Annotated in this window: 27 protein-coding genes; 7 read left to right on the top strand and 20 right to left on the bottom strand. The window is 69.8% G+C overall.

The window, feature by feature from the left end:
• Positions 1-9: 9 nt before the first annotated feature.
• From ACV7GQ_RS00595 to ACV7GQ_RS00580, 4 genes are all read left to right on the top strand, one after another.
• Complete coding sequence (locus ACV7GQ_RS00595) at positions 10-924, top strand: CheF family chemotaxis protein (RefSeq protein WP_470311625.1); 915 nt, start codon at positions 10-12, stop codon at positions 922-924.
• A gap of 93 nt (positions 925-1017) precedes the next feature.
• Entirely contained in the window at positions 1018-2022 is a 1005-nt protein-coding gene (locus tag ACV7GQ_RS00590) for an aldo/keto reductase (protein ID WP_470311624.1), read from the top strand.
• A 71-nt stretch (positions 2023-2093) separates the two neighbouring features.
• Positions 2094-2522 (top strand): Fe-S cluster assembly sulfur transfer protein SufU, encoded by a 429-nt coding sequence (gene sufU, locus ACV7GQ_RS00585; protein WP_470311623.1) that lies wholly within the window; start codon positions 2094-2096, stop codon positions 2520-2522.
• Between the two features lie 325 nt (positions 2523-2847).
• On the top strand, positions 2848-3615 hold the full coding sequence (locus ACV7GQ_RS00580) for a class I SAM-dependent methyltransferase (protein ID WP_470311622.1): 768 nt from the start codon (positions 2848-2850) through the stop codon (positions 3613-3615).
• A gap of 21 nt (positions 3616-3636) precedes the next feature.
• Here the strand turns inward: ACV7GQ_RS00580 and ACV7GQ_RS00575 are convergent, their stop codons facing one another.
• The 10 genes from ACV7GQ_RS00575 to ACV7GQ_RS00530 form a co-directional block, all read right to left on the bottom strand.
• Positions 3637-3999 carry a hypothetical protein gene (locus ACV7GQ_RS00575; RefSeq protein ID WP_470311621.1) on the bottom strand — a complete coding sequence of 121 codons (363 nt, stop codon included), beginning with the start codon at positions 3997-3999 and terminating at the stop codon, positions 3637-3639.
• Between the two features lie 6 nt (positions 4000-4005).
• The gene (locus tag ACV7GQ_RS00570) at positions 4006-5145 is read right to left on the bottom strand and encodes an aromatic ring-hydroxylating oxygenase subunit alpha (RefSeq protein ID WP_470311620.1); all 1140 of its coding nucleotides are present in this window, start codon (positions 5143-5145) and stop codon (positions 4006-4008) included.
• A 112-nt stretch (positions 5146-5257) separates the two neighbouring features.
• Positions 5258-5911: a helix-turn-helix domain-containing protein gene (locus ACV7GQ_RS00565; protein ID WP_470311619.1), complete on the bottom strand. Its 654-nt coding sequence runs from the start codon at positions 5909-5911 to the stop codon at positions 5258-5260.
• Between the two features lie 267 nt (positions 5912-6178).
• Positions 6179-8191, bottom strand: coding sequence for a heme-binding protein (locus ACV7GQ_RS00560; RefSeq protein ID WP_470311618.1), 2013 nt, complete (start codon positions 8189-8191; stop codon positions 6179-6181).
• Between the two features lie 168 nt (positions 8192-8359).
• The gene (locus ACV7GQ_RS00555) at positions 8360-8680 is read right to left on the bottom strand and encodes a DUF5783 family protein (protein WP_166966725.1); all 321 of its coding nucleotides are present in this window, start codon (positions 8678-8680) and stop codon (positions 8360-8362) included.
• Positions 8681-8724: 44 nt separating this feature from the next.
• On the bottom strand, positions 8725-8958 hold the full coding sequence (locus tag ACV7GQ_RS00550) for a hypothetical protein (protein WP_470311617.1): 234 nt from the start codon (positions 8956-8958) through the stop codon (positions 8725-8727).
• Between the two features lie 90 nt (positions 8959-9048).
• A complete protein-coding gene (locus tag ACV7GQ_RS00545) occupies positions 9049-10509 on the bottom strand; it encodes a DHHA1 domain-containing protein (RefSeq protein ID WP_470311616.1) in 1461 nt (486 codons plus the stop codon).
• A 45-nt stretch (positions 10510-10554) separates the two neighbouring features.
• Entirely contained in the window at positions 10555-11085 is a 531-nt protein-coding gene (locus ACV7GQ_RS00540; protein ID WP_470311615.1) for a hypothetical protein, read from the bottom strand.
• Positions 11086-11204: 119 nt separating this feature from the next.
• On the bottom strand, positions 11205-11750 hold the full coding sequence (locus ACV7GQ_RS00535) for a hypothetical protein (RefSeq protein WP_470311614.1): 546 nt from the start codon (positions 11748-11750) through the stop codon (positions 11205-11207).
• Between the two features lie 3 nt (positions 11751-11753).
• Positions 11754-12014: a hypothetical protein gene (locus ACV7GQ_RS00530; protein WP_470311613.1), complete on the bottom strand. Its 261-nt coding sequence runs from the start codon at positions 12012-12014 to the stop codon at positions 11754-11756.
• Positions 12015-12246: 232 nt separating this feature from the next.
• Between ACV7GQ_RS00530 and ACV7GQ_RS00525 the strand changes: the two genes are divergently transcribed.
• Positions 12247-12972 carry a PspA/IM30 family protein gene (locus ACV7GQ_RS00525; RefSeq protein WP_470311612.1) on the top strand — a complete coding sequence of 242 codons (726 nt, stop codon included), beginning with the start codon at positions 12247-12249 and terminating at the stop codon, positions 12970-12972.
• 9 nt (positions 12973-12981) lie between these two features.
• On the opposite strand, the gene ACV7GQ_RS00520 is transcribed toward ACV7GQ_RS00525, so the two are convergent.
• From ACV7GQ_RS00520 to ACV7GQ_RS00500, 5 genes are read right to left on the bottom strand one after another with little or no spacing between them, the layout of a single operon-like run.
• Positions 12982-14175 carry an MFS transporter gene (locus tag ACV7GQ_RS00520; protein ID WP_470311611.1) on the bottom strand — a complete coding sequence of 398 codons (1194 nt, stop codon included), beginning with the start codon at positions 14173-14175 and terminating at the stop codon, positions 12982-12984.
• Complete coding sequence (locus ACV7GQ_RS00515) at positions 14175-14927, bottom strand: uroporphyrinogen-III synthase (protein ID WP_470311610.1); 753 nt, start codon at positions 14925-14927, stop codon at positions 14175-14177. Before ACV7GQ_RS00515 ends, ACV7GQ_RS00520 begins: the two co-directional genes overlap by 1 nt.
• Positions 14927-15685 (bottom strand): uroporphyrinogen-III C-methyltransferase, encoded by a 759-nt coding sequence (cobA, locus tag ACV7GQ_RS00510; protein WP_470311609.1) that lies wholly within the window; start codon positions 15683-15685, stop codon positions 14927-14929. The genes ACV7GQ_RS00515 and cobA overlap by 1 nt, the downstream gene beginning before the upstream one ends.
• The gene (gene hemC, locus ACV7GQ_RS00505) at positions 15682-16830 is read right to left on the bottom strand and encodes a hydroxymethylbilane synthase (protein ID WP_470311608.1); all 1149 of its coding nucleotides are present in this window, start codon (positions 16828-16830) and stop codon (positions 15682-15684) included. Before hemC ends, cobA begins: the two co-directional genes overlap by 4 nt.
• Positions 16831-16883: 53 nt before the next feature.
• On the bottom strand, positions 16884-17429 hold the full coding sequence (locus tag ACV7GQ_RS00500) for a CDP-2,3-bis-(O-geranylgeranyl)-sn-glycerol synthase (RefSeq protein WP_470311607.1): 546 nt from the start codon (positions 17427-17429) through the stop codon (positions 16884-16886).
• A 104-nt stretch (positions 17430-17533) separates the two neighbouring features.
• Here ACV7GQ_RS00500 and ACV7GQ_RS00495 point away from each other — a divergent pair, with 104 nt between their 5' ends.
• Together ACV7GQ_RS00495 and ACV7GQ_RS00490 are read left to right on the top strand one after the other, a co-directional pair.
• Positions 17534-18370 carry a proline dehydrogenase family protein gene (locus ACV7GQ_RS00495; RefSeq protein WP_470311606.1) on the top strand — a complete coding sequence of 279 codons (837 nt, stop codon included), beginning with the start codon at positions 17534-17536 and terminating at the stop codon, positions 18368-18370.
• 54 nt (positions 18371-18424) lie between these two features.
• The gene (locus ACV7GQ_RS00490) at positions 18425-19084 is read left to right on the top strand and encodes a DUF502 domain-containing protein (RefSeq protein WP_470311605.1); all 660 of its coding nucleotides are present in this window, start codon (positions 18425-18427) and stop codon (positions 19082-19084) included.
• Here the strand turns inward: ACV7GQ_RS00490 and ACV7GQ_RS00485 are convergent, their stop codons facing one another.
• The 5 genes from ACV7GQ_RS00485 to twy1 form a co-directional block, all read right to left on the bottom strand.
• Positions 19085-20017, bottom strand: coding sequence for a branched-chain amino acid transaminase (locus ACV7GQ_RS00485; RefSeq protein ID WP_470311604.1), 933 nt, complete (start codon positions 20015-20017; stop codon positions 19085-19087).
• A gap of 180 nt (positions 20018-20197) precedes the next feature.
• The gene (locus ACV7GQ_RS00480; protein ID WP_470311603.1) at positions 20198-21193 is read right to left on the bottom strand and encodes a hypothetical protein; all 996 of its coding nucleotides are present in this window, start codon (positions 21191-21193) and stop codon (positions 20198-20200) included.
• A 121-nt stretch (positions 21194-21314) separates the two neighbouring features.
• Positions 21315-21986: a 3,4-dihydroxy-2-butanone-4-phosphate synthase gene (gene ribB / locus ACV7GQ_RS00475; RefSeq protein WP_470311602.1), complete on the bottom strand. Its 672-nt coding sequence runs from the start codon at positions 21984-21986 to the stop codon at positions 21315-21317.
• Entirely contained in the window at positions 21973-22671 is a 699-nt protein-coding gene (locus tag ACV7GQ_RS00470; RefSeq protein WP_470311601.1) for a DUF120 domain-containing protein, read from the bottom strand. Before ACV7GQ_RS00470 ends, ribB begins: the two co-directional genes overlap by 14 nt.
• Before the next feature lie 187 nt (positions 22672-22858).
• Complete coding sequence (twy1, locus tag ACV7GQ_RS00465; RefSeq protein WP_470311600.1) at positions 22859-23842, bottom strand: 4-demethylwyosine synthase TYW1; 984 nt, start codon at positions 23840-23842, stop codon at positions 22859-22861.
• Between the last annotated feature and the right edge of the window lie 46 nt (positions 23843-23888).

Here is a 23888-nt window from a genome sequence, read left to right as displayed (position 1 = left end):
GGGCGGGGAATGTCGGACAGAGTCGAGATCCCGGCGACGGTACTGTGTCACGCGCTCGGCGACGAGCCAGTCGCGACCACCCTCTCCCTGGGCAGTGACACGCTCGCCGTCGAGGGCGACGGGTTCGCCGACCAACTCCGCCTCGACAACCTCTTCGACGTCAGGGTCGGTGCGCCGCCGCAGGCGGCCGCCTCGGCGTTCGGCGGCACCGTCCTGACCGTCGGGTTCGAGCGGGACGGGGGGCGCGAAGCGCTGTTCGTGCGGACCGACGAGGACACCCTGACGACGTTCGCCGGCCTGCTGTACCGCCGCCTGCTCGACGGGAAGGAGGTGGCCGTGCGCCACCCCGCCGAGATCGGCGGGCGCGTGACCGAGGCGAGCTACGACATCGGCCGGCTCCACGTCGTTCCCGGTCGGGTGGGCGTCAGCGACGTGCAGGCGCCGTTCGACCTCGAACTGGGGATGATCGTCGACTTCTGGCGCTCCACCGAGGAGCTGCTCGGAGACCGTCAGCAGGTCATCCACATCCAGTACGTCCGCGACGGCGTGGCGGTGTCGCTGGACCTCGCGCTCAATCCGCCGCGCGTGCAGCACCTGCTGGGGCGGCACCTCCAGCGGAAGTACGTCGAGACCAGGCGGGAGATACGGGGGCTCGACGTACCGCCCGTCGGCCTCCGGGCGCTCGTGCGCCTCTACTCGCTCCGCGGGCGGATGCGGCCCCAGTCGCTGGCCGACGGGGAGTCGGTGTCCACCTCGGCGCTGGTCCGGGCGCTCCGTCGCCGGGGGTTGATAGAGCCGGCCGACGGGGAGGTTGCCCTCACGTCGCGCGGGTGGATTCTCGTCACCGAGCACGTGAGCCAGAGCGGCCGCGACCACGGGCCGACCGACGGGACGGGGCAACGGGCGACCGGACAGACGGATTGAACTCGGCGGGGCGAGGTGTGAGCGAGCGACCGGGCACCGGCCAACGGTACCGCCGCCCGACCATTCAAACCGCGGAGGCACGAACCCCGCCCCATGGCACTCGACGACATCGACCTCGACTACGTCAGACTCGGCGAGACGGGCCTCTCGGTCAGCGAACTCGCCTTCGGAACGTGGCGGTTCGGCCGGGAGACCGAGGACGGGACCCTCGAGATCGGCGAGGAGCGCGCCCACGACCTGCTCGACGCCTACGAGGCGGCCGGCGGGCGGTTCATCGACACCGCCGACGTCTACGGCGGCGGCGACAGCGAGGACTGGATCGGCGACTGGCTCACGGACCGGGACCGCGAGGAGTACGTCCTCGCCTCGAAGATATACTGGCCGACCCGCGAGGACGACCCGAACGGCCGCGGCCTCGGGCGCAAGCACATCCGGCGCAACATCGACCTGATGCTGGACCGACTGGGGACCGACTACCTCGACGTGCTGTACATCCACCGCTGGGACGAGGAGACCCCGGCCCGCGAGCTGATGCGGACGCTGACCGGCCTCGTCGACGACGGCAAGGTGAACTACCTCGGGGCGTCGACGTTCGAGCCCAATGCGTGGCGGGTCGCACAGGCCAACGAACTCGCCGAGCGGGAGGGGCTGGAGCCCTTTACCGTCTCCCAGCCCCGTTACAACCTCGTCAACCGCGAGGTCGAGGGGGACTACCTGGACATGTGCGACCACTACGGCCTCGGGGTCTGCCCGTGGAGTCCGCTGGCACAGGGCGTGCTGACCGGGAAGTACACCCGCGACGACCGCGACACCGACGCCTCGGCCGGCCGGAGCGACGACTGGAAGGACGCCTACCTCACCGAGGAGAACTTCGACGTCGTCGACGAGGTCCGGGCCGTCGCCGACGAGGTGGATGCCACCCCCGCACAGGTGTCGCTCGCGTGGCTCATGCACCACGACGGCGTCGCGTCGCCGCTCGTCGGCGCCCGCACGGTCGACCAGCTCGAGGAGAACCTCGCGGCGGCGGCCGTCGACCTCTCCGAGTCCCAGTTCGAGCGCCTCGCCGAGTCGAAGGGCGGCCCCTACGACGACATCTGACGCGGCCGCCGTCGCCGCCGGAGGGTGCCTCGGAAGCCTTTTCCGGGCCAGAACCGTAACAGAATCCAACAATGGGTATCGGCGGCTCAGACATGTACCGGCAGCAGATTCTCGACCACTACAAGAACCCTCGCAACACCGGCGAAATCGAGGACCCCACGTTCACCCACGTCGGCGAGAACCCGATGTGCGGCGACGAGATACGGATGGACGTCGTCCTCAGCGAGGACGAGGAGACCATCGAGCGCGTCGCCTTCCGCGGCGACGGCTGTGCCATCTCGCAGGCGTCGGCGTCGATGCTCACGGAGAAACTCCACGGGATGTCCGTCGAGGAACTGGAGGCGATGGACCGCGACGACATCGTCGACATGCTCGGTGTCGACATCTCCCCGATGCGGATCAAGTGCGCCGTCCTCGCGGAGAAGGTCGCACAGGACGGCGCGGAGATCTACTTCGGCGAGAAGGACCTCGACAAGACGACGACCGAAGACGACGACTGACTACAGCAGCGACGGCCGCGGCAGGAGTCGTGCCCGGCACCGCTGGCACGCGACGATGCCGTAGTGGTCGAGACACTGGTGTTCTTCCCCGCAGAGTTCACATTCGAGCCTGTCGCCACGCTGTCCGTCCGGCCCGAACGGGGTCGTCCGCCGTTCGCTACTCCGTCGGATTGAGGAGAGCATCCCGTGGACGGAGCTAGCGCGCGCTGTGGGATAAGTAGCCGGCCTAATCTGTACGTGGGGTTATCACGGCGGCCGTCCGTCTCGCGCGTGGCGCTGCCACGGGTCGGGAAGGCTTATCGACCCCGACCCGGTGTGTGACGGTATGACCGACGGCAACGAGTGGGACCCCGACGACTACGACGACGGCCACGGCTTCGTCCACGAGTACGGCCGGGACTTGCTCGACCTACTCGACCCGAAGCCGGGCGAGCGGGTCCTGGATATCGGGTGTGGCACGGGGCATCTGACCGCCGCCGTCGCCGACAGCGGTGCCGAGACGGTCGGCATCGACGCCTCGGCGGAGATGGTCCGGCGGGCCGGTGAGACGTACCCGTCGCTGGCGTTCGAGCGGGCCGACGCCCGGACGTACACGCCCGAGCGGGCCTTCGACGCCGTCCTCTCGAACGCCGCGCTCCACTGGATTCCCGGGGCGGACCACGACGCCGTGCTGTCGACCGTCGCCGACGCGCTCGGTCCCGACGGCCGGTTCGTCGCGGAGTTCGGCGGGCACGGGAACGTCCGGCACATCACCGACGCACTCGAGGCCGAACTCGCCGAGCGCGGGCACGACGTGACCCACCCGTGGTACTTCCCGAGCATCGGCGAGTACGCGCCGCGGCTCGAGGCCCACGGGTTCGAGGTGACGTTCGCACGGCTGTTCGACCGGCCGACGGAACTGGACGGCGGCGCGGACGGCCTCCGCGAGTGGGTCGGGATGTTCGGCGACGAGTTCTTCGAGGGGGTCCCCGGAGCGGAGCGCGAGCGAGTGCTCGACGGCGTCGAGGAGCGCCTGCGCGACGACCTGTTCGACGCCGACAGCGAGACGTGGACCGCGGACTACCGGCGGCTCCGGGTCGTCGCCACGAGGTGAGCGCGGCGAACGGGCGCTGTGTCAGACCGGGCGGAGGTGGTCGTCGCGAGGTTCCCAGAGCGCGCCGCTCATCCGCAGTTCGTACAGCGTGTCGAGCGTCTGTCCGACGGTCCACCCCTGTTTGCTCGTCGCCGCGGCGATGATGCCGACGGGGATACCGCGTTCGAACTGCTCGTCGAGCGCGTGGAGGACCGGTCCGAGGGCACCGGCCTCGGGTGCCTGTGTCACGGCGGGGTGGTCGGCGACGACCCACTCGACGTCGGCCCCGGTGAGACGGCGTCGGCGGCGGTAGAACTCGACGACGTCGTTGGCCGTCGCCGCCTCGACGCGTTCGCCGGTCTCCGTACACTGTGCGACGAACGGGAGAGAGTCCTGTTGGCTCATGTCCCCTCAGGCCTCGTAGGCTTCCTGCGCCAGTCGGTGGAGCTTGTGGACGGTGTGCTCGTTCGGCCCGAGTTGGGCCTGCGCCAGCGCGCCTGACTGGAGGCCCTCGTACTGCCGTTCGACGAGTTCGAAGTCCTCCTCCTGCAGTTGGCGACTCGTCCGGACGAACTCGCGTTCGGCCTCGGTCATCTCGGCGGACTGGAAGTAGTAGTCGGCGATGAGCTGGAACCGCCCCTCGTCGATGGGGTCGATGATGTACGTGCCGTAGCCGTCGGCGGTGCCGTACATGTTCACCGTGAAGTTCGGCCAGAAGTAGTAGAACTTCGCCTCGTGTTCCTCGTGGATTCGCATCTCGTCCTCGACGTCCTCGGCGTGGGTGTAGTGCAGAATCCAGTGGTAGTCGTTGACCTCGAGTTCGGAGTCGTTCAGTTCGACGCCGGTTATCCAGTCCTGATGGTTGGCGTGACAGTGGTCACACTCCGAGTAGTTGCCGGCGAACGTCTTCCAGTTGCACTCGACCTCGGAGACGTAGCGGGCGGCGTGTTCGTACTCGCCGAGCGGCAGCGCCTCCAGTTCGTCTTTGAGCGTCCCGGCCTGTTCGGCCAGCGGCATCGGGTCCTCGGCGAAGTTGAGGAAGACGAGCGGCCCGATGCGGTCCGTCTCGACCTCTCGCAGACCGTTCGCCTCGGCGTCGAAGCCACACACCTCGGCGTCGTCTAGGTCGGGGTTGAGCCCCGCCTCCTCGAAGCTCTTGGGCGTGCTCGTGAGGTCGCCGTCGAGGTCGTAGGTCCACATGTGGTACGGACACCGGATGCGTCCCATGTTCCCCGGGTCGGTCATCGGCGTGTCCTCGACCATCTTCGAGCCGCGGTGTGCACAGACGTTGAAGAACGCGCGCACCTCGTCCTCGGCGTCGCGGTGGACGATGACCTGTCTGTCGCCGACCGTCCGGGTGAAGTACGCCCCCTGTTCCTGTATCGCGTTGGCGTGGCCGGCGTAGACCCAGTACCGGCCGAACACCTTGTCCTTCTCCATCTCGTGGGCCGCGGGGTCGGTGAAGTACCGCGCGGGGAGCGCGTTCGTCTCGTCGGTGATGTCTGGACTGACCGCCTCTACGTCGTCATTCGTGGTGTTCCACCGCGTCATGTGTCGAAACGTACGGGCAGTTTCCCCATGGGACTTCACCACAGATGACACGCCGTTTAAATCCCCTCCGGAGACCCGGCACCGTCGTGGACGGCACTCGGCACGGCCCCACTCACTCGTCGACGAGGACGTCCTCGACGAGTTGTCGCGTCCCTCGGCGGAGGCGCCCGCCGACGGCGGTCGGGCAGATGCCGAGTCGCTCGGCCAGTTCGGCTTGGGTCGTCTCGCGTGGTTCCTCGAAGTAGCCACACCGGTACGCTTCGGTCAACGCGCGTCGCTGTTCCTCGCTGACGGCCGTCACGGTGCCGTCGGCCATCCCGTGCTGGTCGTAGACCCGGGCCAAATGGAAGGCGATTCCCTCGGACCGGCAGTGCTCCCAGAGTTGGGCGATGGCCTGCCGGTCGGGGAGTTGCAGGCGGAGTCGCCACCCGGTGTCGGCCGTCCGCGCCTCCAGCACCAACCCGCCCAGTTCCGTGACCTTCGGGGAGAGGAGTTGCGTGTCTGAGCGGTGGGTGAACCGGTACAGCCGTGAGCTATCGGACTCGGAGACGACCATCGCCTCGGCGACGGTGTCGTCGCGTTCGACGGCCGCCTCGAAGCGCTCGAACTCGCCCGACTCGCTCTGGACGAGGAAGAAGAACATCGACGTCTCGGGGTCGGTCATCGAGTTCGTCACGACGCGTACGTCTACCGACGGCACCCGTTCGACGGTGGGTGCCAGCGTCAGTTTCTCGTGGTCGATGCGGATGACAGCGATCAGACTCATAGTACGCTCCTCAGACGGCCCGTCCGCGTCTCGGGACGGACGAGCGGCCGACGCCCCGCGGGCAGGTTCGACTCCGCGTCCCGAGCAAGCGGCGCTCGCCGTGACTCCGTGGCGCGCTCCCGGCCAATCGTTCGGTTTCGCCGCGGTACGTGTGCTCTTCGTTCACACAGATACCGGGACGGCGGTCGAACGAATCACTCTTGAGACGTACTATCTCAGGTTTTTATACCGACAGGGAGGCCGGCCGAGGGTGGGAGTCGGTGCCGGCTACGCGAGGAAGACGTGCCGCGGGCGGTCGGCCAGCACGTCCCGTCCCCAGCTCACCGTATCCGAGAAGGCGTCCGAGCGGAAGAACGCCATCGCGTCCTCCTTGCTGTCCCACTGGCTGGCGATGAACATATCGTTCTCGTCGTCGCGGTTGGCGAGCAGCGCCGTCTCGCGGTGGCCGTCCATGTCCGCCAGCAGGCCGCCGACGGTGTCGAACTTCTCGACGAAGTCCTCGCGGTGCTCGGGCTTGACGGTGTAGAACATCCCCATCGTCCCGAAGCCGTCGCCCTCGCCCTGCCGGCGGACGACGTCGGGGAGGTCCGAGAGGTAGCCGCTGGCCGTCTCCGCAGCGTCCTCGGTATCCCACAGGGAGGCGACGGCCGTCGTGTCGGAGTCGAGGTCCGTGTACACCGTCGTCCGGACGTGGGTGTCGTAGCGGTCGAAGGCGCTCCGGAGGTCCGCCACCTCGTCGGCGAGTTCGTCGGGGTCGGCCTCGGAGTAGACGACCAGCGCGTAGACGTCCTCACCGTGGGGCTGCCCGGCGTAGACGCCCTCGGCTTCGAGTTGCTCGCGGATGGACTGGGAGGACGCCGCGGCCCGTTCGTGGTCGCCGTCGTCGTCCGCGTCGTCGCCCTCGCCCAGCTGGCCGCCGAGCCGCTCCTCGACGCCGTCGAGGTCGCCGAGGAACCCGGCCGCCGTCTCGGCGGCCTCCTTCGCCGTCCAGACGCTGACGACGTAGGTCTGGCCGCTCTGGGCGCGGACCGTCGTGGTGACGTGCCGGTCGTAGTGGTCGAAGCTCTCGGCGAGTTCCTCCACATCGTCGACGATGGCCTCGGCGTCCGCCGAGGAGTGGAAGACCAGCGCGTAGTCACCGGCGTCGTAGGCCTCGCCCTCGTGGAGGCCCAGCCGGCCGAGCCGCTGGGCGGCGTCGTCTATCTCCTCGAAGTCGCCCGAGACGTCCGGCCGACCGCCGCTCGACCCCGAATCGTCGGCCTCGCCACCGTGGTCGCTCGCTGGGTGGTCGGCGTCGGCGGGGTCCTCGCCGTGCGGGTGGTCGCCCTCGCTCGCACCGCCCGGGTGGGCGCTGCCGTGGTCCTCGGCGTCGCCGGCGTGGGCGTGGCCCGCGTCGCCCTCAGCGTGGGCGTCGGGCCGTCCCTGCCCGCCGCCCTCCGCGTGCGCGTCGACGGCCTCGGCGGCCGCCGTCCCGCCGGCCGTCTCCCCGTCGGTCGGAACTCGCTGGCCGGCGAGGACGGCCGGGAGGTCCGCGGGGTCGAAGCGGCGGCCGACGTAGAAGGGGCCGAACTCGGCGAACTTCGAGGTGGAGGGGTCGAAGCGCATCTCGGTCAGCAGCTCCTTGATGCTGGTCATGTCCTCGCTCCAGAGCGTGATGCCCCACTCGTAGTCGTCGAACCCGATGGAGCCACAGATCATCTGGTTCACGTCGCCGCCGTACCCGCGGCCGATGTCGCCGTGGCGCTTGATGTGGGCCGCCCGCTCCTCGAAGGACGTGTCGTACCAGTTCTGGTCGGGGTCGCGGCGCTTGCTCATCGGGTAGAAACAGACGAACTCCTCGTCGGGCACCTCGGGGTGGAGCCGCGCCTGGATGTACTGTGCCAGCCCCGAGTCGTCGTCGACCTCCCCCTCGAAGTACTCGCGGGCCTTCTCGGTGTAGCCCGACGCTTCGGTCACCGAGACGTAGGAGTACACCTGCTCGGTGAACTGCGCGAACTCCGTCTGCTCGAAGTGACGCTCCGCGGCGTCGAGGTCCCCCATCGTCGGCCGGAGATGCAGGACCATGAGGTCGGCCTTGTGGCCTAGCACGGTGTAGACGGCCGTCTGGCCCTCCGCCGCGTCCTCGACGGCCTCGTAGGCCGAGAGGAAGTCGATGCCCTCCGAGAGCGCGCGGTCGCGGACTCGCTGGGGAGCCTCCCGCCAGGCGTCCCAGTCGATTCGGCGGCAGTCGTGCAGCACGTACCAGCCCTCTTCCGTCTGCGGGGGCTTCCGTTGGTCCATGCCGGCGGGTTACAGTTCGACGGTAACGAACCTTCCCATGTCGGCGAGCGCCTGCCGGCGTCTGTCGTCGGCCCTCGGGTGCTCCGAACGGCCAGGAAACGCCGGGGACCTGCCGGGCCCGGCCGACGCCACCCGCGAGAGAGACAGCGACGGCGCCAGTCGGGCCGGCTACTCCTCGACCCCGAAGATGCGGTGGAGTTGGGACTCGATCTCGGCGACGAACTCCTCGAGGACGACCTCGAACTTCTCGTCGTCGACGACGATGGCGGTGAGCCGCTCCCGCGGGTCCTCCGGCAGTTCCACGTAGAACCCTTCGCTCTCGTCGTAGAACGGTTCGGACTCGTTGAGGATCTGCTGGTCGATGGCGTGGACGAGTTCCGAGTCGTAGCGGTCGTTCAGCACCTCGAAGGCCTGCTTGTAGGCCTTCTGCAGTTCCGGGAAGTAGTTGGCGTACTTGTCCTCGAACTGCTCGGGGTCGAACTCCGTCATTGTCGGGACGAGGACGGCCGAGGATAAAGGTGGCCCGGACTTGCTCAGGGGCGGGCCGACCGGGCGTCCTTCTTCGGCAGGTAGACGACCAGATAGGCGACGAACGACACCCCGAACAGGCCGCCGAGGACGAGGTAGACCCGGACGTCCAGCCCCGTGAGGACGGCGAGAATCTCCGCGAGGGTCGCCCGCGGGTCGGCGAAGCCGAACGTCTCCGTGTAGGCCAGCAGGCCGGCGACGACGACCAGCACGAGGTCGAACAGTTCGCGCGAGTCCATTCGTCACTCCATCGGATAGCGGCCCGTATAGCTCTTGCTGCCCACGGTGGCGGTGGGACCCCGACACACGGTCCGGTCCGTGGACCCGCCTCAGTCGAGCTGGTCGGCGACCACGTCGTCGGCCGCCTCGACGAAGGCGTCCTCCTCGCCGGCCGGGATGGTCGCACCGGCGGCGATGTCGTGGCCGCCGCCGTCGCCGCCGACGGCCTGTGCGGCCTCGCGCATCACGACGGAGAGGTCGACGCCGCGGCCGACGAGGGGGCCGGTCGCCCGCGAGGACACCTTCGTCTCGCCGTCGGCGTCGGCGAAGGCGACGATTGGCTTGTCCGGGTCGACGCCGTCGGTGCCCAGCGCCATCCCCGCGACGATGCCGACGATGGTCTCGCGGATGGCGTCGCCGGCCTCGAAGTACTGGACGTGCTCGGAGCGGGTGACGCCGCGCTCCTTGACCAGGTCGAGGCCCTCCGAGAGGTTCCGGCGGTGGTTCGCCAGCAGTTTGCGGGCCTGCTCGAGGGGGGCCTGTCGGTCGCCGAGACAGACCGCCAGCCCCACGTCGGCCCGCTCGTAGCGGGCGGTGGCGTTCAGCAGCGTCGAGAACTCGCTGGCGTCCCGGAGTTCCGTCCCCTCGGGCTCGGTCGTGAGCGTGTAGGTCGTCCCGACGAGCGACTGTATCTTGTCGGCGGGCACCCCGCGCGTGACCGCCCGCTGGACCAGCGCGCTGGCGACCGTCTGGCGCTCGTCGTCCGAGAGGTCGGCCCACGTCCGCCACTCGCCGTGGCGTTTCAGGTCGAGCCCGAGGTCCTCGAGGAACCTCGTGGCGCCGGCCTGGTCGTTCGAGATGCCCGGAATCGGGACCTCCGTGGCGTACTCCAGCAGTTTCGGGAGCGGGCGGGTCTGCTTGCCGTACAGCGAGAGGTCGGTCCCTTCCTCCAGGACGTCGGCGGCGATGCCCTCCTCGACGAGGCCCTCGTTCGCGCCGACCAGCTCCCCCCCGACGGCCTGCATGTCGCCGACGGCGCCCACCACCGCGAGCGCCGCGAGGTCGCGGTTGTCGCCCCCGTCGGGTTCGAGGGCGCGGGCGAGGACGTACGCCGCGCCCGCGCCGGACAGCTCCGAGGCCCCGTCGAGGCCGACGAGGAGCGGGTTGCAGTGGTAGTCGAAATCGGCGTACCCGTCCGTCTCGCCCACGGCGTCGGCGTTGCAGTCCTCGGGGTCCGAGGGCTGGTGGTGGTCGGCGACGACGGCCTCGAAGTCCCCCGCGGCGACGTGCTCGGAGATGACGTCCAGCTGGCCGGAGCCGAAGTCGGTGAACAGCACCGTCTCGTACTCGCGGGCGGCAATGCTGGCTATCTCCTCGGCGTCGAGTTGCTTCTTGAACACCGTCTCGACGGGGATGCCCGCCCGCGACAGCGCCGTCGTGGCGATAGCGGCGCTGGTGAGGCCGTCCGCGTCGATGTGGGAGGCCAGCAGTACGCGGTCGGCCGCCCGTAGCCGGTCGGCAGAGGCGGTCGCGCGGTCGGCCAGCGCTGGAACGGGGCCGGGTGTACTCATCGTGCCGGGGTAGGCGCGCCCCGGGATAAAAACCTTCAGTCGTCGTCAGGCGACCTTCCGCTGGCGGTAGAACGTCAGCACCCTGTCGTCGTACTCGACGGTCGTCTCGATGGTTATCCAGCCGTCGGCGCGTTCGATGGCCAGCGCCTCGCCGAGCGAGAGGTCGACGCGCTGTGTCGTGGTGTACGTCGCCCCGGCGTCGAGGGCACCGACCCACTCGTAGCCCGACCAGACGACGCTCCCGTCGGTGCCCCGTCCGGCGTAGATGGTGGCGGTGACGCCGACGTCGGCGGACGCCTGTGGCTGTTCGTTCCGGAGCGTCGAGGTCACGTCGCGGCAGGTCCGCCCGCACTCGGTTATCCGGTCGATAGCGAGCGTGAACGGCGGCGGTCCCTCGGTGGGCGTGGCCCGTGGGGGACCGTCCGGTTCCGGTGGGCCGGCCGTCCCGCCGTCGGCTCCGAACGGGCCGACACCGAGGAGGAACGCCGCCCCCGCGCCGACCAGGAGGAGGGCGAAGAGTCCGACGGCGAGGCCGACCCGCGCGTCGGTGACGGCCCCGCGGCGTCCGTCGGCCACGGTCAGACCGACGCTCCCAGCCGTCGTCGGGCCGCCGGACGTCCGGACGCCCCACCCGGGACGTGGTAAGTTGGCATACGTCTGGTACGAAGCGGTGGAAGATAAACCCGCCAGTCGAGTCAGGCGACCTGTCGCTGGTCGGTGAACGTCACGGTCTGGTCGGCCGTCTGGACCGTCGTCTGGACCGTTATCCAGCCGTCGTTGTTCTCGACGGCGAGCGCCTCGCTGTAGGACAGTTCGACGCGCTCGGTCGCCGTGTAGGACTCGCCGGCGTCGAGCGTGCCGACCGGTTCGGACCCCTCCCACACGACGTCGCCGTCGGTGCCGTTGCCGGCGTAGATGCGCGTGTAGACGGTGACGTCCGTCGCCGCGGTGTCCTGCCGGTTCGTCAGCGTCGAGGTCACGTCACGGCAGGTCTGACCGCAGTTCTCGATGTCGTCGATACCGAAGCCGAACGGCGGCGTCGGCGTCGCCGTGGCCGTCGTCGCCGCGCTGTCCGCACCGCCGCTGTCGGTCGTCCGCTCGCCGGGCGTCTCGGTCGGGAACGACTCGATGTCCGACCCGCTGTCGCCGCCGGGTGCCGGGCCGACCCCGGTCAGCACGGCTCCAGCGGCACCCGCGAGGAGGAGCGCCACGCCACCGACCGCGAGCAGTTTCGTACGCATCGGTTAGCTGTCGGCCCCGTCGCTCGCGGCCCCGCTGACCTCGTCACCGGGGTTGCCGCCCAGCGCGCCCTCGAGGAACTGCGTGATGCTGTCGAGGATGGACGAGACGAAGTCGGGCACCGGGTCGGGCAGGCCGCCGGGCGGTCCGATTGCCTCGGTGCCGTCGTCTGTCACGTCCGTCGCGGGCGCCGCCGCCGCGGCGCCGGTCAGGAGCGTCAGTATCGCCACGAGCACGCCGGCCGTTCGGAGCAGTTGTCGCGTCATCTGTACCCGGTCGTTGTGGCGACGACCGTATCAAGGGAGTCGACGGTGAACGCAGATTACCCCGAATTAGCGCCTCTTTCCCCGATTTAACTCGGTTTAACGGTCGGAGCCCGGACACGCCCGCCCGGCCCGCCGATGGTGTTATCTCGTTGTCACTCGTAGGCAGTCGCATGTTCTCCACCGGACCCTCACTCGTGGCCCGACGCACAGAGACCACCGACGAGGTGGGACGATGAGCCTCCTCGGTCGCATCGGCTTCGCCATCCGCGCGAGACTGAACGCCCTGCTGAACCGGGCGTCGGACCCCTCGGCCGAACTGGACTACTCCTACGAGGAGTTGCGCGACGAACTCCAGCGGGTCACGCGCGGCATCGCCGACGTGACCACCCAGAAGAAACGGCTGGAGATACACCGCCGGCGCCTCCGCGAGAACGTCGAGAAGTACGACGGACAGGCCCGCGAGGCGATGCGACAGGACCGCGAGGACCTCGCGCGGCGCGCGCTGGAGAAGAAACAGACCCACGTGGGCCAGATATCCGACCTCACGGAGCAGATAGACAGCCTGCAGGAGACACAGGACCGCCTCGTGGGCAAGCGCGCGGAGTTGTCGAGCCAGATAGAGCAGTTCCGCACGCGCAAGGAGACGATGAAGGCCCGCTACGAGGCCGCCGAGGCGTCGGCCCGCGTCTCCGAGGCGTTCACCGGCGTCGGCGACACGATGGCGGACGTCAACCGGGCCATCGAGCGCGCCACCGAGCGCACCGAACGCATGGAGGCCCGCGCCGCCGCCCTCGAGGAACTGGAGGCGAGCGGCCAACTGGAGTCCGTGCTCGAAGAGGGCGACGACATCGACCGGGAACTGGACCGCCTGTCGAACGAACGGGCCGTCGAGTACGAACTGGAGACGCTCCGCGAGGAGGTCGAAGCCGACGAACGGGCCGCCGAGACCGCCGACTGAGACGGGCCGCTACGGCGTCGTCCGGCGGGCGACCAGCGCGACGAACCCGACCCCGACGGCGGCGCCGACGGCGAGCAACAGCCACCCGGCGCGGTACGACACCGAGTCGGCCAGCCACCCGAACGCGGGCGGGGCCAGCAGTGCGCCCGCGTTGAGCGCCGTCTGGCCGCCGGCGGTCGCCGCCCCGACCTCGTCGGCCGGCACCAGCGCCGTCATGCAGGCGTAGTAGAGCCCGGTGAACCCCAGTATCGTCGCGCCGACGCCGACGACGAGCGCCAGCGCCACCGGGCGCGGGAGGTCCGGCAGGGCGAGCGCCGCCAGCAGGAGGGCGCCCAGCGCCGCCTGCCCGAGCAGGACCGTCGCGTTCGCGCGGGCCTCCGACGCCGCTCGACGGTCTGCCAGCCACCCGGCGGCGACCCGGCCCAGACTCCCCGACACCTGCATCGCCGCGAAGCCGAGGCCGGCGACGGCGACGGAGACGCCCACCGAGTCGGTCAGGTACAGGGTCGCGTAGCCGACGGTCGTGAACAGCGCCGCCCCGAGGAAGAACCCGCCGCCGGCGAGCGCCACGTAGGGGCGGTTCTGCCGGAGTCCGTCGAGGTCCGGCAGGCGCCACTCGCCGCCGGGCGCCCCCCGGTAGCCGACGGCGAAGGCCGCGGCCACCGCGAGAGCGACGCCCCCGGCGACGAGGAAGCCGAGATTCCACGCGCCCACCGACGGCGCGGCGCTGACGACGAGGACCGCCGCGACGCCGCTCCCGCCGGTGACGCCGACCTGTTTGATGCCCATCGCCCGCCCCCGGAGCGCGCCGGGGACGCTCGTCACGATGGCCCGGTTGGTCGCCGGCATCGCGGTGGCGTAGGCCGCGCCGAGGAAGGCGGCGGCGACCAGCAAGGCGGGGAACCCGGTGGCCAGCCCCACGCCCGCGACGCCGACGGCCAGCGCCACGAGGCCGCCGACCATCACCGCCTTCTCGCCGACGCCGTCGACGGCCGCACCCACCGGAAACAGCGCGGCGGTGTACCCGAGCGTTCCGGCGGTGACGACGACGCCGACGAGGAACCGCGAGAGGTTGAGTTCCGCCTGGAGTAGCGCCGTGCCGGCGAACAGCGCGTAGAAGCAGGTGCTGGCGACGACCTGCCACCCGGTCACCAGACCGAGCGGTCGGAGTACGTCGGCGAGACCGCCCTCCTCGCCGCGCATCAGTCGTGGTAGGTCGGGGCCGCCGTCTCCACGACGTCACAGGCCAGCGTCTCGAAGTCCGCCCGGTCGGGCACCACGTCGACCGAGATGCCGGCGTTCTCGGCCGTCTCCCTCGTCGGTTCGCCGATGGCGCCGACCGTCGCCTCGCGCAGGCCCTCGATGGCCGCGTCGCGGACCCCGCGGTCGGCGGCCGCGGCGAGGAAGTGCCGGACGGTGAGCGAGGAGGTAAAGAGCGCCGCGTCCAGTTCGCCGTCGGCGGCGAGTTCGGCGGACGCGCCGGACTCCGGCGGGCGGACGAGGCGGTACAGCACCGTCTCGTGGACGTACGCGCCGGCCGCCTCGAGGCCGTCGGTCAGGACCGCCGAGCCGTGGTCCGAGCGCGCAACCTCGGCGCGCGACCCGGCCACCTCGGCTTCCAGCGCCTCGACCAGCCCCGTCGAGGAGTACTCCTCGGGGACCACGTCGACGGTGTAGCCGGCCTCGCGGAGCGCCGCCGCGGTGGCCTCGCCGATGGCACACACCGTCGCCGCCCCCGGTTCCCAGCCCGCGTCCGCCGCGAGTTCGACGCCGGTCTTGCTCGTCAGCACCACGTAGTCGGCGTCGCTTCTGGGCGTCCTGTCGGTCGGTTCGACGGCGAGCATCGGGTCGGCGACGGGGTCGGCCCCCAGCGACTCCAGCAGTTCGACGGCCGCCGCCAGTCGCTCGTCGTCCGGGCGGAACGCCGCCACCCGGAGGCGTGGCTCCTCGCGCATCAGGCCCCCTCCAGGAAGTCGACGACGCGCTCGCGCTGCCCCGCGACGTCGCCGATGACGGTGATGGCCGGCGGTTCGATGCCCTCGCTGTCGCGCACGTCGACGATGGTGTCCAGGGTTCCGGTGGCCACGCGCTGGTCGGGCCAGGTCGCCCGTTCGACGAGGGCGACCGGCGTGTCGGGGTCCATCCCCGCGTCCAGCAGTTCGGCAGTGTAGCCCGGCAGTTTGCCGACGCCCATCAGGACGACGATGGTGCCGCCGGTGTCGGCCAGCGCCGCCCAGTCGACGGCCGACTCCTCCTTCGTGGGGTCCTCGTGGCCCGTGACGAAGGAGACCGAGGAGACGTGGTCGCGGTGCGTGACCGGGATGCCCGCGGCCTCCGGACCGGCGATGGCGCTGGTGATGCCGGGGACGACCTCGAACGGGATCTCGTTCTCGGCGAGGTGGACCATCTCCTCGCCGCCGCGGCCGAACACCGTCGGGTCGCCGCCCTTCAGGCGGACGACGGTCTTGCCCTCCCGGGCGAGTTCGACCAGCCGGGCGTTCGTGTACTCCTGTGGCGTCCACTCGCCGCCGGCGCGCTTGCCCACGTCCTCGCGCTTGTCCTCGGGAATCTGGCCGAGGATCTCGGGGCCGGGGAGCTTGTCGTGGAGGACGACGTCGGCGGTCTCGAGGAGGCGCTTGGCCTTCACGGTCAGGAGGTCCGGGTCGCCGGGCCCCGACCCGACGAGGTACACCTCGCCCACCTCGTCGCTCATGGCTCGTCCTCCTCCCGGGCGGTCGCGGCGTCGTCGTCGGCGGCCCCGGCGTCGCGCTTGGCCTCCGCGATGAGGTCGGCGGCGCCCTCGTCGGCCAGTTCCGCGGCGAGGTCGACGGCGGCGTCGACGTGCCGTTCCGCGGCGAGGTCGCGGCTGACCCGGACCTCCTCGTCACCGTCCCGGGAGAGCACGCGGACGTTCGTGTGGACGACCCCGCCCTCCAGCGTGGCGTAGACGCCGATTGGGGCGACGCAGCCGCCGCCCAGTTCCCCGAGGATGGTCCGCTCGACGGTCGTCTCGACGCGGGTCTGCGGGTCGTCGATGCGGTCCCGGACGGTCTCCGCGAGGTCGCCGTCGACGGCGGTCACGGCGAGGGCGCCCTGTCCCGGCGCCGGGACGAACGTGTCGAGGGGGAGGTCGCTCGTCCCGACGTGGTGGGTGAGCCCGGCCCGGTCGAGGCCGGCCTTCGCGAGGACGATGGCGTCGTACTCCACGTCCGGGTCCCGCTCCATGGCGCGGCGTTCGAGTTCGGCGAGTCCGTCGAACCACGTCTCGACGTCCTCGTCGTAGGGGAACTCGTAGTCGTCGTCCTCGTCACCGGCATGTTCCTTGCGCTCCTGTTCGGCCTCGTGGCGCTCCTGGTGCTCGCGCTGGAGCGACGGCGCCAGCAGCTTCTCGACGCGCGTGTCGACGTTGCCCCGGAGCGGTTCGACCGTCAGGTCCGAGCGCTCGGCGAGCAACTGGGCGCGGCGGCGGAGGCTCGACGTGCCGACGGTCGCGCCCTCGGGGAGCTCCTCGAGGGTGCTGCCGTCGGGCGTCACCAGCACGTCGCCCGGCGCGGCCCGGTCGGGCACGGCGGCGACCACGAGGTCGTCGGGTCGCTCGGTCGGCATGTCCTTCATCGAGTGGACCGCCGCGTCCAGTTCGCCCGCGATGACCTTCTCGTCGAGGCTGCGGACGAACGCCCCCGTCTTCCCCAGTCGGTGGATGAGTTCGTCGCGTATCTGGTCGCCCGTCGTCTCGACCTCGGTGAGTTCGACGGTGAGTCGCCGCCCCGAGAGGAGGTCCCGGACCGTCGCCGCCTGTCGCAGCGCGAGGTCGGACCCCCGTGTCGCCAGCCGCAGCGTGTCCGCGCGCGTAGTCATGTCCTACACTTCGATGGGCCGGTGTGAAAAGCACATCACATCCGCTCGCCGGCCTACCACGGCTCGTTCTTCAGGCCGAGCAGGTACGCGATACCGTTGGTCACGACGTGTAACAGCGGCGTGACGAGGAGGATGGCCACGACCACCGGGAGCGTGAACGTCCGCCCGAACCACGACGGCGCGAGGACGAACGCACAGAGGAGGGCGCCGACGACGAAGTCCAGCTGGTCGAGGCCGGGGAAGGCGGCGCCGCGCTCGCGGCCGCTCCGCCGCTTGACGAACGACGCGCCGATGTCGCCGAGCATCGCCCCGAACGCCAGTCCGAGCCCCGCGAGGACGGGGAACCGCGGGAGCGAGTGGCCGACGACGGTGCTCACCGCCGGCGTCACGGCCGAGAGCGCGAGTGCCAGGGCCGTCCCGGCCAGCGTCCCGGCCAGCGTCCCGCGCCACGTCTTGCCGTCGCCGAGGAGACGACGCCCGCCCATCGTCCGACCGCCGTCTATCGGTCGCCCACCACCAGCCAGTACCGCCGCGTTGTTGGGCACGTAGGCGGGCAACATCGCCCACAGCGCCGTCGCGACGACCCCGAAGATGTCCATATGCCCGCCTGTCGGCCCGGTGTCTTAATCGGTGTGGCTCGGCCTGCACGCCGCACAGGAGGGCGACGGCAACCTTCTTGCCACTGGGGCGGCAAATATTACCTATGTTGCCGCCAGTCGCGAGTCGGTTCGTCGCCGGTGAATCGGCCGCCACGGTGCTGGAACACGCCCGCAAGACGAACGAGGCCGGCGTCGGCGTCATCTGCAACCGACTGGGCGAACACTACCACGAGCGAGCGCCCGCCGACGAGGACGCCGCGGCCTACGAGCAGCTGGTCGCCGACATCGGCGGCTCGGACCTCCGTGCGTGTATCTCGGTGAAACCCTCCCAGCTGGGGCTGTTCGTCGACGAGGAGGTGTTCCGGGCGAACCTCGCCCGGGTGGTCGACGCGGCCGCCGACCACGGCGTGTTCGTCTGGATAGACATGGAGGACCACACGACGACGGACGCCACGCTGGACGCGTTCGAACACCACGCCCGGGAGCGCGGTGGCGGCGTCGGCGTCTGCGTGCAGGCGAACCTCCGCCGCACCGCCGACGACCTCGAACGGTTGGCCGACTGCCCCGGGAAGGTCCGGCTGGTCAAGGGCGCCTACGACCCGCCGAGAGACGTCGCGTTCACGGAGAAGTCCCGGGTCAACGAGGCCTACCGGACCGACCTCGAGTTCATGTTCCGGGAGTTCGACGACGGCGTCGCCGTCGGGAGCCACGACCCGGCGATGCTGACGCTGGCGGCCGACCTCCACAGCAAGCACGGCACGCCCTACGAGGTGCAGATGCTGATGGGCGTCCGCGAGGACGCCCAGCGGGAACTGGCCGGGGCCTGCGACGTCTGGCAGTACGCGCCGTACGGCGAGAGGTGGCTGTCGTACTTCTACCGGCGCGTCCTCGAGCGCAAGGAGAACGCGCTGTTCGCGCTGCGGGCCATCGCGAGCGGGTAGCGAGAGCTGTCAAGAAAGGGAAGGGCTGATAATCCGTGGCCGTCTGGTACTGATATGGCCTCCTCTTCGTCGTGGAAGCGTGACTTCGCGAGTGGCCTCATCATCCTGCTGCCGGTCATCGTCACGCTCTACGTCATCGTCTACCTCTACGGCATCCTCGCGTCTGCCGCGTTCTTCATCCCCGCCATCGACACGGAGCTGCTCATGGACCTCGGCGTGCCCGCCGACGTGGCCACGGTCCGGACCGTCGAGTTCGCCCGCGTGTTCGTCGCGCTCGTGCTGTTCGTCCTCATCGTCTTCTCGGTTGGCTACCTGATGCGGACGGCCTTCGGCGACTTCGTCGAGAGCGCCCTCGACGACGCGATGAACCAGGTCCCGGGGCTCCGGGTGGTGTACAACGCCTCGAAGATGGCCGTCGAGACGGCGGTGTCGGGCACCGAGGAGCTCCAGACCCCCGTGAAGGTCGAGGCGTGGGACGGGATGCGGATGACGGCGTTCAAGACCGGGCAGACGACCGACGACGGCCGGGACGTGCTCTTCCTGCCGACGGCGCCGAACATCACCAGCGGCTACGTCGTCGAGATCGAACCGGAGAACTACGAGGAGACCGACGAGCGCGTCGAAGAGGCCCTCACGCGGATACTCAGCGCCGGCTTCGGCGACACGCACAAGGGCGAGACGCCGCTCCCGATGACGAACACCGACGACGACTGACTACACGTAGCGGAACCACTCCTCGCGCTCGCCCGACTCGACGAGGTCGAAGAAGGCCGTCTGTATCTCGTCGGTGACCGGGCCCTTCGTGCCCGCACCGATCTCGTTGTCGTCGACGCTGCGGATGGGCGTCACCTCGGCGGCGGTGCCGGTGAAGAACAGTTCGTCGGCGGTGTACAGCTCGCCCCGCGAGATGGTGGCGTCGTCGTGGACCGTGTACCCGCGCTCCTCGGCGAGTTCGATGGCGGTCCGGCGGGTGATGCCGTCGAGGATGGACTCGGCCAGCCCGGTGGTGTATATCTCGCCGTCGCGGACGAGGAAGATGTTCTCGCCCGGCCCCTCGGCGACGTTGCCCTCCTTGTTGAGAACGATGGCCTCGGTGTAGCCGTTCTCCTTGGCCTCCAGCGACGCGAGGACGCTGTTGACGTAGGTGCCGGTGGTCTTCGCGTTGGTCGGAATCTGGCTGGAGGCGTACTTGCGCCACGAGGAGACGGCGACGTCGACGCCGTCCTCGAGCGCCTCCTCGCCGAGGTACGCGCCCCACGGCCAGACGGCGAGGCCGACCTGCACCGGGGACTTCTGGGGGTTCAGCCCCAGCGGGCCGTAGCCGTAGAACGCGATGGGGCGGATGTAACAGGACTGGAGCCCCTCCCGGCGGATGAGCTCCTCCGTCGCCTCGGTGAGCTCCTGCTTCTCGAAGGGGATCTCGATGTCGTAGACCTCCGCAGAGTTGTAGAAGCGGTCGAGGTGTTCCTCCCAGCGGAAGATGGCCGGCCCCGCCTCGGTCTCGTAGCACCGGACGCCCTCGAAGACGCCGGTCCCGTAGTGGAGCGCGTGGGTCAGCAGGTGGACGTTGGCGTCCTCGAAGTCGACGAACTCCCCGTCCATCCATATCTCGTCGACGGCCTCGAACATCTCGGGACGGTCGCTCATGCGCTCGCCCCCCGCGTCTCGCGATGACTCGCCTCTGTACCGGCAGGTGTCTCGTCGTGTGTCATATATCCCCCATTGAATCCCTCGGTTAAGAGTGTTGACGGTCTGTGTCGCGGCTTCACACCCGAAGGCGAGGGGGCGGCGAGCGCGGCGCTCGGGGGGCGAGAGACCGGGCGAGCCTCAGTCGGACTCGGCGGTCGACTCGTTCTCCGGCGTCTGCGTCGCCGTCTCCTCGTCGAAGATGTCGATCGGCGTGTCGTCGTCCTCCTCGGGCGTATCGGTCGGCGTCTCTGACTCGGTCTCAGTCGGCGTCTCGGTCTCGTCGTCGAACAGACCGCCCGGCGTCTCCGTCTCCGTTCCCGTCTCCGTCGGTGTCGCGCCGACGACCGCCGCACAGTCGTCGGTCGTTATCGTCAGCGCTCGCGTGCGGTTCAGCGTGGTCTCGTTCGGCACGCTCGTCCCGTTGACCGTCTCGTTCGAGAGGGCGACCCAGCGCGTGACGGTGCCGTCGTAGTACTGCCCGGCCAGCATCGCGTCCTCGTTGAACGCCGGCTGCACCGTTATCGTCTCGTCGGCACCCAGGCCGCTGAAGACGCCGCCGTCGGTCGCGGCGTCGCCCCACGTCCAGTCGACGCGGGTCGTACCCGGCTCGACGGTCCAGACGTCGTAGTTGTCCGAGGCGTTGTAGTCGTCGTCTCTGACGGTCCACGACCCGTTCTCGGGGAGGCCGGAGATGTCGAACGACGCCGACCCGCCCGTGGAGTTCGCGTTGCCCTCCTCGCCGTGGACGAACACCAGGCTCAGGGTGTCGTCGCTCTCGTTCGCGGTCCCGTTGGTGTCCCGGTAGAGGAAGAGCACGCTCGCGTTCGCCCGCTGGAGCCCCTCCAACCCTTCGGACCCGTAGGTCAGGCCGGTCGTGTTGATGTAGGGGTTGGTCGGGAACGGGACACGGTAGTCGTAGAACGCCCGCGCCGATTCGTTGCCGGCGAAGGCGGTCAGCGGCGTGCACTGCTCGCCCTGCACCGCGACGAACTCCGCCGCAGTCTGGTTCCCGGCGTCTCCGGTCTGGTTCCCGGCGGTCTGTGCGACGACGACGCCCGAGAGGGGGACCAGTACGACGGTGAGCACCACGGCCAGTACGGCGACCTGTCGCTCCGGTGTGGAATCCGAGTCCATACCGACCTACCCCACGACAGACGGCATTTGTTATACCCGTCGTAGCGAGCCGTAAGGTCGGCGCAGGCGGCGCGGTCTGCGTGAAAGCCGGGCTTATTCGCGCCACAGAGAGACGGCCGAGTCAGGGGAGGTCGGTGAGTAGGCTCGACCCTTCGACGTACACCAGCCCCTCGCGCTCGGCGTAGGCCCGTGCCGCCGTCGGCGGGAGCGCCGCCCCCGTCTCGTCGTCGAGCATCTCGCAGACGACCACCGCGGGCGGCTGGTCGGCCGCGTGAGCGAGCGCGACGCCCAGCTCCGTGTGGCCCTCGCGGTCGGCCAGCAGGTCCGGGGCGGCCCGGAGCAGGTGGACGTGGCCCGGCGAGCGGAACGCGTCGGCGAACGCCCCGGCGTCGGGGGCCGCCGCCGCGTCGGCCAGTTCACGGATGGTCAGCGCACGGTCCTCGTCGGTGATGCCGGTGAACGTGTCGCGGTGGTTCACCGTGATGGAGAACGAGGAGCGCTCGTCGTAGCCCAGTTCGTGGTCGGCCGACGTCGGGTGGTCGAGCACCTCCTGCATGAACGGCAGCTCCAGCGCGTCGGCGACGGCGTCGGAGAGGGCCACGCAGACGAGGCCGCCGGCGTCGTTGCGCATGCGGGCGACGGCGGCGGGGTCGACCGCGCCGGCGGGGTAGACGACGTCCGTCTCACCCTCGCGGTCAGCGGCGTCGTGGATCAGGACCGGTTCGCCGCGGGCGAACGCCGCGACGGCGTCGGCGGCGCTGTCGGCGTCCACGGCGCGCTCACTCCGTGACATGGACAGTCACCTCGTCGCCGTCGGCCAGTTCCAGCACGTCCCGGAGCTTCTCGGGCGCGATTACCTCCAGTTGCTCCTCCCCGTGGTGGGTCCGTTCGGGGGCGATGATGTGGGCGGGGGCGTACTCGCCGTCGCCGCTGACGACGGAGGCCGGGTAGCAGTACGCCGGACCGTAGGTGCGTTCGTCGTCCTCCCAGCCCTCGATGGTCACCGGTTCGAGCGCGCCCAGTCGCGCCCGCTTGCGGACGCTCTCCTCGGTGAGTTCGAGGTTCAGCGTCCCCGCGAACGGCTCGTAGTCCAGTCGCTCGATGAACTGCTTCATGTACCCCGGGAGGGTGATGTAGTGGCGACCCTCGCCCATCCCCGAGGTGACGATGCCGTTCAGGTCGACGCTGGCGTCGGCCTCGAAGATGCGCCGGTAGTCGGCGTACTCGGACTGGAGGCGGTGTTCGCCCGCCTCGGTGATCTGTACCTCCTGCCCGTCGCTGACGATGTCCCGGTCGAGCAGGTCGGCCTCGTCGAGACGCTGGAGGCGCCGCGACGCCGTCTGGTTGGAGGCGTCGAGCCGCCCCGCGAGGTCCGCACAGGAGACCTTGGTCCGCTCGTCGAGGGCGCCGTCGAGCGCGAGCAGTTTCAGCGTCGCGAGCTCGTCGCGCCCGACGGCCCGTCCCGATGATTCAGCCATACACCGAGCTACGGACGCCCCTCGGATAAGCATACCGAATATGGAATGCGTCTCAGAATTGGAACGGATAGAAACCGCCCGGCGGTTGTCGCACGGGCCGACGCGTGGCGAGTCTTGGCGGAGCACCGGAATGAACGTTGTCCCTCACACCTACGGGTGTTCATCCTCGGCACCCACTCCCGGCCGCTCAGTACTCCACGAGCGCGTCCCGTTCCCAGAACTCGCTGGACTTCTCCAGCTTCGGCACCCACGTCTGTTCGTCCTCGGCGAGCATCGCCACGCGGGACTCCTCGACCTCCTTCAGTACGTCGTGGTCGGGCAGGTACGCCTGCATCGCCTCGGTGAACGCGCGGACATCCTCGTGGCTGGGCATCGAGTCGCGGTCGAGTCGCCCCCGGGAATGGCCGACGTGCATGTACGCCTTCATCTCCACGAAGTCGGCGTCGGCCCGGTCGCACATCGCCGCGTACCACTCGGGGTGGTGCATGTTGTGCCCGTTCACCAGCGTCGTCCTGATGACGGTGCGCGTGTCGTCCTTCTCGGCGAGGACGTCAAGCGTTCGAATCAGCGAGTCCCACGCGTCGTCCTCGACGGCCTTCACCGTCGCGTCGAACGTCTGTCGGTCGGCGGCGTCGACGGAGACGTACAGCTGCGTCGGGTCGCACTCGGCGAGCATCTCCGGGTTCGTGCCGTTCGAGACGAGGAACGTGGTGATGTCTCGCTCGTGGAACTCCTCGATGAGTTCGGGCAGGTACGGATAGAGGGTCGGTTCGCCGTCCAGCGAGATGGCGACGTGCCGTGGCTCCATGGCCTGCTCGAAGACGTCCCGCGGGACGTTCTCGTTGCCGCCGAACCCCGAGAGGAGTTTCCGCTGGAGTTCGACGGAGGCGTCGGCGACGGCCGCCGGGTCGTCCCACTCGACGTCGCCCAGTTCGTAGGCGTGACCGGCGTGGTCGCGCCAGCAGAAGACGCAGCGCTCGTTGCACTTGACCACGGGCGTCATCTGGATGCAGCGGTGGGACTCGATACCGTAGAAGATGTACTTGTAACACTTCCCTTCGCCCTGGATGGCGTTCTTCGTCCACCCGCAGGTCTGGGCGGCCGTGTGGTTCTCGCTGTGGTAGGCCGGGTCCGAGACCTGTTTGGGCCCGCCGGACTCGCTGTCGCTCATTGGTAGGGCTAGTGCCCGCGGACACGCAAAAGCCGTGTGGTCACGC

The sequence above is a fragment of the Haloarcula sp. MBLA0163 genome, assembly GCF_055632435.1.
Note: the sequence above shows the minus strand (reverse complement) of the source record. Positions and strands in the feature narration are given on the sequence as shown.